Annotated in this window: 16 protein-coding genes; 11 read left to right on the forward strand and 5 right to left on the reverse strand. The window is 63.1% G+C overall.

Features of this window, described 5'->3' with window-relative positions; genetic code table 11:
• Positions 1-1220, reverse strand: a protein-coding gene (locus IB265_RS08280) for an IS3 family transposase (protein WP_113738009.1) whose coding sequence is annotated in 2 segments (ribosomal slippage) — positions 1-887 and positions 887-1220 — 1221 coding nt in all. Because the reading frame shifts where the segments join, the coding sequence is not laid out codon by codon here.
• Between the two features lie 285 nt (positions 1221-1505).
• On the opposite strand from IB265_RS08280, the gene tyrS reads away from it, so the two are divergent.
• Positions 1506-2768 carry a tyrosine--tRNA ligase gene (gene tyrS, locus IB265_RS08285; protein WP_113133790.1) on the forward strand — a complete coding sequence of 421 codons (1263 nt, stop codon included), beginning with the start codon at positions 1506-1508 and terminating at the stop codon, positions 2766-2768.
• A 651-nt stretch (positions 2769-3419) separates the two neighbouring features.
• Here the strand turns inward: tyrS and IB265_RS08290 are convergent.
• Positions 3420-3773 carry a helix-turn-helix domain-containing protein gene (locus tag IB265_RS08290; RefSeq protein WP_286161489.1) on the reverse strand — a complete coding sequence of 118 codons (354 nt, stop codon included), beginning with the start codon at positions 3771-3773 and terminating at the stop codon, positions 3420-3422.
• A 164-nt stretch (positions 3774-3937) separates the two neighbouring features.
• Here IB265_RS08290 and IB265_RS08295 point away from each other — a divergent pair, with 164 nt between their 5' ends.
• On the forward strand, positions 3938-4822 hold the full coding sequence (locus IB265_RS08295; RefSeq protein ID WP_244495703.1) for an NAD(P)-dependent oxidoreductase: 885 nt from the start codon (positions 3938-3940) through the stop codon (positions 4820-4822).
• A gap of 58 nt (positions 4823-4880) precedes the next feature.
• On the opposite strand, the gene IB265_RS08300 is transcribed toward IB265_RS08295, so the two are convergent.
• On the reverse strand, positions 4881-5615 hold the full coding sequence (locus IB265_RS08300) for an LssY C-terminal domain-containing protein (RefSeq protein ID WP_113133791.1): 735 nt from the start codon (positions 5613-5615) through the stop codon (positions 4881-4883).
• Positions 5616-5831: 216 nt separating this feature from the next.
• Positions 5832-6473, reverse strand: coding sequence for a J domain-containing protein (locus IB265_RS08305; protein WP_093232964.1), 642 nt, complete (start codon positions 6471-6473; stop codon positions 5832-5834).
• A gap of 664 nt (positions 6474-7137) precedes the next feature.
• Here IB265_RS08305 and IB265_RS08310 point away from each other — a divergent pair.
• Positions 7138-7350: a cold-shock protein gene (locus tag IB265_RS08310; RefSeq protein ID WP_034788487.1), complete on the forward strand. Its 213-nt coding sequence runs from the start codon at positions 7138-7140 to the stop codon at positions 7348-7350.
• A gap of 215 nt (positions 7351-7565) precedes the next feature.
• On the opposite strand, the gene dusA is transcribed toward IB265_RS08310, so the two are convergent.
• Entirely contained in the window at positions 7566-8663 is a 1098-nt protein-coding gene (dusA, locus tag IB265_RS08315; RefSeq protein ID WP_057254294.1) for a tRNA dihydrouridine(20/20a) synthase DusA, read from the reverse strand.
• A 292-nt stretch (positions 8664-8955) separates the two neighbouring features.
• Between dusA and IB265_RS08320 the strand changes: the two genes are divergently transcribed.
• The 8 genes from IB265_RS08320 (at position 8956) to IB265_RS08350 (ending at position 12916) form a co-directional block, all read left to right on the forward strand.
• Positions 8956-9339, forward strand: coding sequence for a hypothetical protein (locus IB265_RS08320; protein ID WP_192494751.1), 384 nt, complete (start codon positions 8956-8958; stop codon positions 9337-9339).
• Between the two features lie 143 nt (positions 9340-9482).
• Positions 9483-9605 carry a hypothetical protein gene (locus IB265_RS37305; protein WP_255570991.1) on the forward strand — a complete coding sequence of 41 codons (123 nt, stop codon included), beginning with the start codon at positions 9483-9485 and terminating at the stop codon, positions 9603-9605.
• Positions 9606-9761: 156 nt separating this feature from the next.
• The gene (locus IB265_RS08325) at positions 9762-10052 is read left to right on the forward strand and encodes a hypothetical protein (RefSeq protein WP_057254292.1); all 291 of its coding nucleotides are present in this window, start codon (positions 9762-9764) and stop codon (positions 10050-10052) included.
• Positions 10053-10258: 206 nt separating this feature from the next.
• On the forward strand, positions 10259-10651 hold the full coding sequence (locus tag IB265_RS08330; protein ID WP_057254290.1) for a hypothetical protein: 393 nt from the start codon (positions 10259-10261) through the stop codon (positions 10649-10651).
• Between the two features lie 115 nt (positions 10652-10766).
• Positions 10767-11003, forward strand: a complete 237-nt coding sequence (locus IB265_RS08335) for a hypothetical protein (protein WP_093232960.1) — start codon at positions 10767-10769, stop codon at positions 11001-11003.
• A gap of 197 nt (positions 11004-11200) precedes the next feature.
• The gene (locus tag IB265_RS08340) at positions 11201-11437 is read left to right on the forward strand and encodes a DUF982 domain-containing protein (RefSeq protein ID WP_082616090.1); all 237 of its coding nucleotides are present in this window, start codon (positions 11201-11203) and stop codon (positions 11435-11437) included.
• 332 nt (positions 11438-11769) lie between these two features.
• The gene (locus IB265_RS08345) at positions 11770-11976 is read left to right on the forward strand and encodes a hypothetical protein (protein ID WP_057254287.1); all 207 of its coding nucleotides are present in this window, start codon (positions 11770-11772) and stop codon (positions 11974-11976) included.
• Between the two features lie 253 nt (positions 11977-12229).
• Positions 12230-12916: a fumarylacetoacetate hydrolase family protein gene (locus IB265_RS08350; RefSeq protein WP_057254473.1), complete on the forward strand. Its 687-nt coding sequence runs from the start codon at positions 12230-12232 to the stop codon at positions 12914-12916.
• Positions 12917-12954 lie beyond the last annotated feature (38 nt).

Here is a 12954-nt window from a genome sequence, read left to right on the forward strand (position 1 = left end):
TCAGGTTTCTGTTTGACGGTTTAAGAACTCGCGCGGTGATCGATATCCCAAAGCCTTGTGCGGGTGAAGCGTGTTGTAATGCTCGAACCATAAGGGCAGTTGGGCGATGACGGTTTCGGCGTCCGGAATGGGATTGACCGAGACGTAGTCGCGCTTGAAGGTTTTGACGAAGGCTTCCGCCATTCCGTTTGACTGCGGGCTGCGAATGGGTGTCGAGCAAGGCTCCATCCCGATATCCAGCAGCAGCGATTTCGTGTCCTTCGCAATGAAGCACGAGCCATTGTCAGTCAGCCATTCGATGGGCTTTGGAAGGGCGTTGATGCGACCGAAGCGGTTCTCGACGGCGGTGATGACAAGGTCCTGAACGTCCGCGCTCTTGATGCCTTCAGTGGTGGCGACGTGGGCAATGGCCTCGCGGTCACAGCAGTCGAGGGCAAAGGCAACGCGCACCTTCTCTCTGTTGTCGCAGCCAATTTCGAATCCGTCCGAACACCAACGTAGGTTCGACTGCTCCACAGCGACGCGGCCGTCGTGGCGACGGGTATCACTCGCACCAGTATGGCGCTGAAGGAGCAGGTCGTGCACCTTCATCACCCGATAGACGCGTTTGACGTTTGGCCAGGAACGGCCATCGTTGCTGGCGTTTCGGCGCAGAATGGCGTGAACCCGGCGATAGCCGTAGGTCGGCATATCGGCGATGATCGTTTTGATCTCATCCACCAGGCCCTGATCAGCAAGCGGCGGTCGCCCACGGGCTTTGGAAGGGATTTGCTTCACGCGCTCTGCAATGTTTGATCGGGCGACACCCAAAGTCTCGCACACCGCCGTCATCGCGAACTGCCCTTCGGCAATGACAGCGAGCGCAACAGGTGTTTTTTTGGGCCGGTGGCGATCTCAAGCGCTTCCTTGAGGATTTCGCCTTCCATCGTCTTCTTGCCCAACAGGCGCTGCAGTTCCTTGACCTGGTTCTGAAGGGCTCGATATTCGGATGCCGGAACGACGTCTTCCTGCGATGCGGTTGCGGTGAACGCTCCCTGCGCTGCAAGCTTGCGCCAATTGAACAACTGGTTCGGCTGGATGCCGTGACGCCGCGCGACGATGCTGACCGTCGCATCCCCTTCATACGTCTCCTGAACGATGGCGAGCTTCTCGGCCGTCGACCAGCGACGGCGGCGCTCAGGGCCGGACAGCACTTCTATCTTCGGGTTGTGACTACTCATAATGGGGACATTACTCCTCACACTTAACAAGTGGGAGATCATGTCCGGGGATTTATGGGGCCATTACAGGACTTCCATCTTAAAGTTGCTACTAGTCATATTACCAACACTACTCCTACCCACTTAGCTAAGTGGGGAAGCATGTCCGGACCTTTCGGGGGCTAATTCAATTATGCGACGTCCCCATAGGGAGCGGCGCGTTTCGATCATGTCTTGAAACAAGCCGCCGTCAGGCGGCTTTGTTTTGTTCGGTGCTCCCTGGCGGCAATGCCATGGAGAGCTCTAATGACAATTTCCGACAATCCCACTGACGCCTTTGAGCCGCGCTCGACGATCACCGGGACGCTGCTCGAGCGCGGCTATGTCAACCAAGTGACGGACCTTGAGGGCGTCGATCGCGCCTTTGCGGCCGGCATCGTGCCTGTCTACGCCGGCTTCGATGCGACGGCGGACAGCCTGCATGTCGGCCATCTCTTGCCGATCATGGCGCTTCGCCGGCTGCAGCAGGCCGGGCACAAGCCGATCGTGCTGATCGGCGGCGGCACGACGCGGATCGGCGATCCGAGCTTTCGCTCGGCGGCACGGCCAATGCTGTCGGAGAATGAGATCGCGGCCAATATCGCCGGCATCCGCAAAGTGTTCGAGCGGTTGCTGACCTTCGGCGACGGCCCGACCGATGCTGTCATGGTCAACAATGCCGATTGGCTGGACCGGATGGCCTGGATCGACATGCTCCGGGACGTCGGCAAACACTTCTCCGTCAACCGCATGCTCTCCTTCGACAGCGTGAAAACGCGGCTGGAACAGCAGGAGAACCTGAGCTTCCTCGAGTTCAACTACATGATCCTGCAGGCGGTCGATTTCCTCGAACTGTTTCGCCGCACCGGCTGCCGGCTGCAGCTCGGCGGCGGCGACCAATGGGGCAATATCGTTGGTGGCGTCGATCTGGTGCGGCGGATCGAGGGCGCGGAAGTCTTCGGCATGACCACGCCGCTGCTGACGACGGCATCGGGCGTCAAGATGGGCAAGACCGCGGCCGGCGCCATCTGGGTGAACGAGGACCGTCTGTCGCCCTACGACTACTGGCAGTTCTGGCGTAACGTCGAGGATGCCGACGTGGTGCGCTTCCTCAAACTCTTCACCGATCTGCCGCTCGACGAGATCGAAAGGCTGGGTCGCGCCGAGGGCGCGGACCTGAACGTGGTCAAGGAGCGCCTCGCCAATGAGGCAACGGCGCTGGCGCATGGAGCAGACGCAGTCCGGCGGGCGCAGGCGACGGCGCGGCAGGCATTCGGCGGAGGTGAAGCGGCCGAGGGGTTGCCGACGGTCGTGCTGAGCGATGCCGAGCGCCTGAAGGGCATAGGTCTCGTTGACCTCGTGGTACGGGCAGGACTGGCCTCATCGAAGGGCGAGGCACGGCGGGCAATCGCCGGGCGCGGTGTGCGCCTGGACGGAGAAGTCGTTGAGGATGCAGAGACAATCGTCTCACTCGGCGAGCATCCGGTTCGGCTCTCGCTTGGCCGCAAGCGCCATGCCGTGGTGAAGTAGCGCAGCGATCACGCGTCCCACCGCCCGCATTCCCATGCCTGTCACAGGCATCCCCCTGCCGCGCTGCGGCGGGGGGATGCGCCGACCAATACGAGAAAGTCTTCGTTATGGCTCGGGATCTCTCGCCGCGCGGACGCGCGGCGGCTGGATCTCTGTGACAAGCACAGAGATGAGGGTGGACAGGATTGCCGCTACGAAGATCGTTGCCCCCAAGGGAACCGGATGCCAGGGATGAAAATTCCGCAGGCGCAGGAAATCTCGGGCACCCAGAGCCACAGGATTCGACGTCACAACGGCATCTGACGAAGTGCCGCGGCCGCGTACCACCTCGCTCATTCCTGTGCTTGTCACAGGAATCCAGCCGCGCCGAATCGGCGGCGCGAGGGGATGCGTTGCCCCGAATGCGCGAGCACCCAGCGTACCGGCTCGGCATACCCCGCCGCGCGGACGTGCGGCTGCTGGATCTCTGTGACAAGCACAGAGATGAGGGTCGAGCGGGGCTGTGACCGCTAAGATCGCCGCTCCGGAGGGAGGTGCTCAGGGGCGTGGACACAAGGGCGCGGTCATAAGGGCGCGGTCATAAGGGCGTGCCCAAAGGCGCGCGCGCTTGCGGGTGCCGCCACTGTTTCACCCGGGCGACGCTACCGCCGGTCAGCCCGCAGCAACCACCCTCGCCTCCGGCCGCACCTCGTCATCGCCGCCAAACTCCTCGCCCCACTTGCAGAGAGCCGCCGCCGCCACGTTCAGCGCCGCGCCGCGTTCGGTCAGCGCGTACACCACCTTTGGCGGGATTTCCGGATAGGTGGTGCGGCTGACGAGGCCATCGGCCTCCAATTCACGCAACTGCTGCGCCAGCATCTTCTCGCTGATTAAAGGGATCGCCTGGCGCAGGCGGCCGAAGCGGCGGGCGGCCTTGCCGAGTTCGCAGAGAATATCGACCTTCCACTTTCCCTCGATCGCCCTGAGCGCAGTTGCAAAGCCGCAGTTTTCCATTGCTGTCGTCACATCATCCTCCCTTACGTCGCGGTAAGCACTTACCATCCGGTGCGTATTGCGACCCGGGCCGCCCACCTTACGTCTGAACCGCGACGACAACCGCGTCGCTGTGGAAATCAGGGCGGGATAAGGGTGCAGGCGCCCTTCCCGCGCCATGGATATGGAGACTGGGAATGCAACCTGCAATCAGCGTATTGGGAATGGGGCGCATGGGATCGGCGCTGGCGCATGCGCTTCTCAAGGCCGGGCACCCGACGACGGTGTGGAACCGCACGCCGGCAAAGGCGGCGCCGCTCGCTGCCGCCGGGGCCGAGGTGGCGGCAAGCGTGCGCAATGCGGTCGCCGCATCTGAGGTCGTCATCGTCAATGTCAGCGACTACCAGGCGACGCAAAGCCTTCTGCGCGACAAGGAGGTCGCCGGTGCCCTCGAGGGCAGACTGATCATCGAACTCACGTCAGGCACGCCGGATGGTGGCCGCGAGGCGCACGGCTGGGCGCAGCGGCAGGGTGCCCGCTATCTCGACGGCGCGATCCTGGCGACGCCGGACTTCATCGGCACCGAAGCGGGCACGCTGCTTGTCTCCGGTCCTTCAGCTGTTTTCGAGGAAGGCCGTAACGTGCTCGGCGCCCTCGGCGGCAATGTCCAGTTCATCGGCGAGGATCCGGGCCTCGCCAATGCGCTCGACAGCGCCGTGCTGGCGCTGATGTGGGGCGCATTGTTCGGTGCGCTGCAGTCGATCGCCGTTTGCCGGGCCGAGGCGATCGATCTCGGCGTGCTGGCAAGACAATGGACGGCGACGGCGCCGGTGGTCGAGGGGCTCGTCTCCGACCTCATCAAACGCAGCGCCGCCGGGCGCTATGACGCTGATGCCGAAACGCTCTCGTCCGTATCGCCGCATTACAGCGCGTTTCACCATTTGGTCGACCTGATGGAAGCCCGCGGCATCGACCGCACGATCACTGGGGGATACGAGGCGATCTTCCGCCGGGCGATCGAGGCCGGCCACCTGCACGACGATTTCGCATCGCTGTCGCAGTTCATGGGGCAGCCGGCGTAAGTCGAAAGGCGCGCTGGGGGCTGGCTCCACAAGGCGAGGCAGCACGAGCCGCCGAGCCTCACTTGGCAATCCCCGCGCCGCTGCCCACTGCTGCCGGCCCGAGCACACCGACCAAAGCCTTGCCGTCGGTGAAATAGGGGTCGCCGCCGCCGTTGCGGCCGGTCTTGGTGGCACCGACGCCGGGGATTTCATAGGTCGACGAAACCTGCCCCGCCTTCTTGAGGTCGCCGATCACCAGATCGCGTTCGGCATCGAGATCGGGGCCGATGTGGTGGGTGATCTGGCCGGTGTCGTGGCTCAAGCCCACGCCGCGGTCGAAGCTCGCCGAACCGAGCCAGAGCGGGCCACCGCCCTCCGCAGGCGTCGCGGTCTGCCAGAAGCGCACATGGTTGCGCTGGTCGGCGCTGCGGCCGACCGGCTTTTCGAAGGCCAGATCCTGCTCGCGACCCTCGTAGAACAGCGGACTGACAGGTGCATCGAGATCCGGGCGGTCGAGCACGACGCTGAGGCCTATATCGACGGACGATCGCAGCGTGACCTTGTCGGCAGCATCCCAGCCTGCGGCGTTAAAGGCGCGGATGATCTGCTCCTTGGAGCCGACCAGCCCGACATTGATCGGATCACCGGGAATGCCCTGCTCCGTCGATGTCACCATGGGATTGAGCGGAACCTTCCGGCGGTCATCGTGGAAGAGCCATAGCTCCGGGACCAGGAAGTAGCTGACCGCGAGGTAGGCGGCGAGCACGATCCCCAGAAGAAGAAAGGCAACGCGCATGTTCAAGCGACGGCTCATGCCACTCTCCTTCGCTCCAGGCTATGGCGGAGGTCCCGGCCACCCGGGACAGACGCAGACTATGACACCGACAGAAGCCGCTGCACAGCGGCGGCGCGTAGGCGAACGCCGCCGACAGCAGGATCGGCGATCAGGGAGCCGGCAGCCGCATATCAGGCGCGGCCATGCCTTTCGTCGCAAAGCCAGAACGAACGCGACAGCGCCCGAGGCGGCGCCTTACTCCGCCGCGTGCGCCTTCATCTCCAGCGCCTCCAACTCGTAGCTGTAGCCTTCCAGCATCTCATAGGCCTGCTCTATCGTCTTGATCTGCTCGTCGGCATTCTTGATCGCCTCGGCGATTGACCGCGAGCGGGCGCGCAGCATCGAGCCGAGCACGTCGGTCTCCGGCCGGCGGCCGAGGCGGTCGAGGTGCTTGCGCACGCGGGCGCGGTGACGCTCGAGCTCGAGAATATGGAAGCGGCTCTTGACGATATCGTCGGAGAGCTTGCGCCGCATGGCGGCGACAGGATCGAAGGTTCCGGGCTCGCGCTCGTCGAGAATGAACTCGTTGACCAGCGTTTCCAGCATCATCAGCCCCTTGAGGTCGCGCGGATCGGCGAGCTGCGGATCGTAGCCGGTGTCGTCATAGACCTTGCGGCGCACGGGATCCTTGAGCAGCTCATAGGCCACCTGCAGCCGCGCAAACTGTTCGGGATCGCCGCCGGAATCCGGATGCGCGGATTTCGCCGCCTTGCGATAGGCGCTGCGGATCGCCTGATTGTCGGCGTCGCGTTCCAGTCCAAGCAATTCGTAAGGGTCGATCACGCTGTCCCCACTTCGTCTGTCATTTCCGCCACCCGGTCGAGCCAGCCGGCGCATTCTCTGGGCGACACTTCGCCCTCTGGGCGACACTTCGCCCAGTCTTCCCGGTTATCGCCCGGCCAAGGCGACTTAATCGTCCAGGCTAGGCGACCTTCGTCCGCTCCAGGCGGAATGTCGGCCCGTCGCCTTTGCCAGTGGCTACGCCATCGCCAGCGAAGACGGAACCAACCTTCGGTAAAGCCTGCGCGTTATCCCGAGGATGTGCAAGCCTTAGGCACGCGGCCAAGCGCAACGACAGCATCCGCTGCGATCCGCGACCGGCCCCGTCGGCGGCGCGCACGTTCGGTCGCGGTCGGGACGAAATTGTGTCGAGAAACGGACCGTCCCCGATTTTTCTGCCGGAGGCGTGAATGGAGTGGCGAGAAATCGGCCAAAGCCTTGCAAAGCCTGACACTCCGCGCCTTGATGCGTCGTACAAGGCGCTTGCCTTTTTCTGCAAATCCTGTCACTTCTTGCGCCGTTCGGGCGATTTCTATCCCGGAGACTGGACTTTCAACTGCGCCCGGCTTCGTGCCGGACCGCCGGCATCGGCACCGTAGACGTCTTTTCCCCGATATCGTGACCACTCGACGCCTTTCCGCTTGCAAGCGGAAGACGAGATGCCCACATCCCCTCGGGGGCGCGGGCAACGCAAATTGACTGAAGGAAAAGGACTTCTTCCATGGCCACCAAGGGCATCGTAAAATTCTTCAACCAGGACAAGGGCTTCGGCTTCATCACGCCGGATGGCGGCGCGAAGGACGTGTTCGTACACATCTCCGCCGTTCAGGCCGCTGGCCTCGCAACGCTCAAGGATGGCCAGCAGGTCACCTTCGACACCGAGCCGGATCGCATGGGCAAGGGCCCGAAGGCCGTCAACATCCAGGCTGCCTAAGCCGGATCGTCCAGTCGGACATTCATTTGGAAACGGCGCTCCGCAGGGGGCGCCGTTTTCGTTTGGGGGCACGAGGTTTTGGCCGCGCGTCGGCGCGGCGAGACCTCCCCCAACGACAATTGACCTCTGTCCTCTTCTGCGCCGCAGACGCGGCGCTGCTGGATTCCTGTGACAAGCACAGGAATGAGGGAAGAAACTTCAAGCGCCAGCCGACGCTATTCCGCCGCCTGCTTGGCCGCCATGGCCTCGAACACCGCGTCGAAGGCAGCGTGGATCACTTCGGGCCCGGCGCCCTTGCGCGTCGCGTCGGCGGAAAGCAACTGCCGATAGCGCCGCGCGCCCGGCCACCCCTGGAACAGACCGATCATATGGCGCGTCACATGGATCAGGCGGCCGCCATTGGCGATATGCGCGGCGGCGTAGTCCGCCATCACGTCACGAACATCCGCCCAGAAATCGAGATCGAAGCGATGGCCGCGCTCGGAGAAGGCGTTGGCTTCCTGCATCACCGGCGCCGCCCCGGTCAGCGGATGCGGGAAATGCCCATCCGCCGCCGTCAGCATGGCGCTGTCGTGATAGGCCGCACGGCCGAGCATCACGCCATCCAGATGCTGCAACTGCTCAAGCGCCTGACTCAACGTTTGAAGGCCGCCATTGATGCCGATGAAAAGATTGGGATTTTCCTGCTTCAGCCGATGCACGAGACCATAGTCGAGCGGCGGGATCTCGCGGTTCTCCTTCGGGCTCAGGCCCTGCAGCCAGGCCTTGCGCGCATGCACCCAGACGGCATCCGTGCCAGCGTCGACGACCCGCGAAACCAGTGCTCGCAAGGCCACTTCCGGGTCCTGATCGTCGACGCCGATGCGGCATTTGACCGTGACCGGGATCTTCACCGCCGCCTTCATCGCCGCAACGCAGGCAGCCACGGTCTCCGGTTCCTGCATCAGGCAGGCGCCGAAGGTGCCGGATTGCACCCGGTCCGACGGGCAGCCGACATTCATGTTGATCTCGTCGTAGCCGAAGTCTTCGGCGATAACAGCCGCTTCCGCCATCTTCCGGGGATCGCTGCCGCCAAGCTGAAGCGCGACCGGACGCTCGGAAGCATCAAAGCCAAGCAGCTTCTGCTTGTCGCCGCGCAGGATCGCATCGGCGACGATCATCTCGGTATAGAGCAGCGCATGCCGCGACAGTTGCCGCGCAAAGAACCGGTAGTGCCTGTCCGTCCAATCGATCATAGGCGCCACGGCAAAGACCGGTGCGTTGAAATAGTGACGGTTGCCCGGATTTCCGGGCTGTGCGCGGCCTTCTGCCATGCTCGATCAGCTCTCGTTATTCTGGTTTTGCGCGCCGGCGCTACACTGTAGCACTCACGGCAGATTTGCAGCACTGGCGCCCGATTGGCGCCAAAGCCCCCAGATGGGACGGCGCCTTATACAGCGCAACGCCGAAGAATGCGAGACCGTGTCGAACGACACGGCCCAGCCCCCGATTCTCGCCCCCCTGCAATGCGGTGGTAGCCGCATGACGGCCCCTATCCGATTGATATTGCAGCCGCACGACGCGCCGGGTACAACCTGCGCGGCAACGACACATGGGGAACAACGAATGCTGAAATACCTCTCTCTCGCACTGGCTGCTCTTGCGCTTTCGGGCTGCCAGCCGCCGGCGCCGGACTCCGTTGTGGCGTCGCAAAAACCGCCGTCGGCAGCGGTGCGCAAGGAGTATGTTGCAGTGATGCGGGCCATCGACGCCAAGGGCGCCCAGTTCAAGATGGCCGAGATATCGAGTGTGGTCTTGCTCAGTCCCGAAGCCAAGATCTACGCCTTCTGTGTCCGCTTCAGGGAAACCCGGATCCAGGAGGTATTGCAGGTCGGCGGTTATGCCTTGCGCGATGGGAAGATCGTCGACTCGAGCTCGTACGATTCCCGCTGCAGCGACAAGCGACTGCGCTGGTACGACTTCCCAGAACTCCGCTCGATGCGGAGCTGATGGGATCACCACTCCAGCCGCGGCAGAGCGCCTCAGCGAGGAGCGCTCGCCCTCCGGTCCCCCCGCCGGCAATCTGGTTTCCATTTTGTTAAGCAGAATCTCCGATTGTTCCGCTTTGACATGATCGTCGTCGGAGCGAAGACATGAGCTACGATTGGAGCGGCGCACGGCGCCGGCGGACAATAGCGACCGTCATAGGGGCAGCGTTCCTTCTGGCGGCGCTGGCCGCCACGGTTGCCGCGGCAGTGGCCGGCAGCATCTTCTGAGATACCCCTTTTGGGTGAGGCAGGCGGCGAAGGCCGCCTGCCTGTATTCGAAGAACCAACGCCGGACCGAACCGCTTGCCGAACTCCGGCCAACTTGCCTTCTTCGTCGGGAATTGATCGCCTTTCGCCGCAACCAGCAAGCGAAGGAATCACGCGATGTCGAAATCCCCGGACGAAATGAGCGCAGAAGAGCTGCTCCTCCATGGCGACGCCGCCCAGCTCGGGCAACTCTCGATCCTGAATGCGACGGTTGCGGCTCTCGTCATGCAGGCCGAAGACAAGCAGGCGATCGTCGATTCCATCGCCAATTGCCTCGCCGATCTCAAGGCCGCCTGGCAGAACGAAACGGATGCGAGCTCTTTTGGCGAAGCGGCGATGGCCGGCGCGCAGGCGTCCGCCAATCTCTTTCTCTACTTCGCAGGCCCGCCCGCGCGGCACGACGCGTGACGCGATCCGCCGTCACCACCGCTTCCTGGACTTGACAGAAGCGACCGAAGGCGATTACAGCGCCGCGCGTCTATCGAGATGCCAGCGGTCGCTGTCCAGGAACCTGCTCCCTAGTTTCGCCCATCAATCGATTCCGAACTAAGGATTTGCACGGTAAGGCAGTGCCCCCTGTATCGATACAGTTGACAGGAAAAAGGACGGACGGCATGAAACGCGCGATCGCGGCACTGCTCACGCTTCTCTTGGCCGGATGCCAGTCGATGGAGTTGGAGGCGCCTGAAGTCGCAAGGCCGAGACCGGCTGCCCCCTCCGTACCGACGCTTTCCGGCGACGCGCTCCAGGCCTTCCTCGTCGGAAAGACGCTGCGCTACAACCTCAACGGCGTCAATTCCACTTTCTACGCCGACGGCCGCTACGGCTATCGCGACTACGAGGTGCGCGACGGCGGCAGCTACACGATCACTGGCGACGAGGTTTGCATCACCTTCGAGGACGGCGGGCGGCGCTGCGACCAGTATGCGCAGATCGGCCCCGACTATTATCGCATCGAGGAAGGCGGTCGCCGCACCAAGGTCGACCGCGTCGTGCCCGCGGCCTGATAGCCGATCTCCGATTAATCGCTAGACCACTGGAACCCCTCATTCCCAAGGGGTCAAATTCGCTTGCGTTCTGCCATAGTGCCGGGCGGGGAAATGGGTGCTGCGGGAGGAACAGGTGGCCCCTTTGCGAGCGACACAATGCCTTGCCCTGTCGAAGGGTGACATGGAGAGGCTGCAACGTGTCTTCGACGAGCTTTGCCGGGAACAGGGCTGGGCACGCGACGGCGAACGGGCGCGGCGCCATGCCCGCATGCTGATCGACGACTACCTTGCCGGCAATACCAACGAGATGCACCTGCTTCTTGCAGGACGCGCCTTTGCCGAGCGCCTGCGGCACGACGTCTCCCTTTAGGGTCGTGGCGTCCTTTTCGGCCATCGCCGCACGCCGCCAGCGCGTGCAGCGCGCTGATCAAACACGGAAAAGCTGCTTACAAATCCCTCCTCCTGCGCTACATTAGCAAGATCGACTGTCGATGCCGCTTGAGAGGAGCCAGGGGGCCGACAGCCGCAGTGCCGACATTCATTGAGATGATCTCGAGGAGGAGACGCATGCAAGTAGTCTGGAAACAGCCGATCGAGCTCGACTTTGTTGGCGGCATGTGCCGCACCGTGAAAGGCCCCTCAGACGCGCTCGCCTGCCTTGCCGACCATTGGCCCCGCCGCGGGCCGTTCTATGTTGCCGCCCGCAGTGCCTGCCGCGCCGCAATCGATGGTCGCCGCACGGCCGAGGAGGCGCGAACGCTGTTCATATCGGCTGCCGAAGAGGCCGAACTGGACGCTCACTGAGGCGCAACCGCGCCGGACCGTATCCCGCCGCACGAAGCGGCGCACGCTCGCCAGCGGCGGGCGCAAGATGACGTTTTAGTTGAAGCCGCAGACCCCAATACCCGTCGACGAACGGCTCAGATACCGGGCATTTGCCCAAAAACCGCATCATTTCGGCGCATTATCGCCCAATCATGCATGATTTTTCCAGAAACGGCCCGATTTCTGTCGTGAAGCCTTCACTTCTTCCGGCTATATTCTGAGGTGCCTCACAAAAACCAATTTCGGAGCGCTTTATTCCCCGCAAGGGAATTAAAAAAAAACGATAGAAAACGATATACGGGAGAGAACATATGAGCGAGAGCAATCTCTATCGCATCGTTGAAGTCAGCGTGAAGCGTGAAGGTGGCCGCCGTGACGTCGGTATCATGACGGTGCGCCAGGCCCTTGAGCTTCCCCAAGTTCCCAGTCTCGAATACAGCCATCCGGAGCTCAATTCGCGTTCCGACGGCAGGTTCCTGACCCGCGATCAGCTTCAGGCCTACGCACACTGCGCCTGAGTTTGCCGCTCACGGCATCCTCTCGGCTGCCGTGATCTCGCGCGCCCATCCGGGCGCGCTTTAGTCCCAAAATCCTTCTCAAACCTTCGTCTTATTTTTCATCGGATCGATTCCGATTCGCGGATTTATGCAGTAACGTCCGGATTCTTCCCTGCCTCGCTCGAAACCGCACTCGGTCGACGGCGAGCGCCTATCAAACGCGCAGCGATCTTTCTGTCCGTTGAGACCGATGGACGCCCAAGACCGGACGATCATGGAAACTATCATCCCTCCTCCGCTTCCCGTGCTGCTGCCGATCTCAGGCAGTCTGGTCGGCTTTCCGGTTCGCCGGGTCTATTGCGTCGGCCGCAACTATGCTGCCCACGCCATCGAGATGGGGCACGATCCGGATCGCGAACCGCCGTTCTTCTTCCAGAAGAATCCGGACAACCTGCTTGCCGCCGGTAGCGCCTTCCCCTATCCGCCGCTGACCGCCGACGTCCATCACGAGGTGGAACTCGTCGTGGCGCTGAAGCGCGGCGGCAGCGACATCGCCGTCGAGGACGCGCTGGATTGCGTCTACGGCTATGCCGTCGGCATCGACTTCACCCGCCGCGACCTGCAGGCCGAGGCCAAGAAGGCCGGAAAGCCCTGGGCTGCCGCCAAGGCCTTCGAACATTCCGCTCCGGTCTCGGCGATCGCGCCGGCCGAAGCGATCGGCCATCCGGTCAACGGCAATATCTGGCTGAAGGTGAATGGCGAAATGCGCCAGCAGGGCGATCTCGATCAGATGATCTGGAAGGTGCCGGAAGTGATCGCCGAGCTCTCCAAGCTCTTCACGCTGGCTCCCGGCGACGTCATCATGACCGGCACGCCCTCGGGCGTTGGTGCCGTCGTGCGCGGCGACCAGGTCACCTGCGGCGTCGACGGCGTCGCGGCGCTTGCGGTTACAGTTCTCTAGAGCGCCGTGCCAGGAGCGGCATAACGCGCTCTTCCTGG

This window comes from Ensifer sp. ENS10, from assembly GCF_014852025.1.
Taxonomy (GTDB): Bacteria; Pseudomonadota; Alphaproteobacteria; order Rhizobiales; family Rhizobiaceae; genus Ensifer.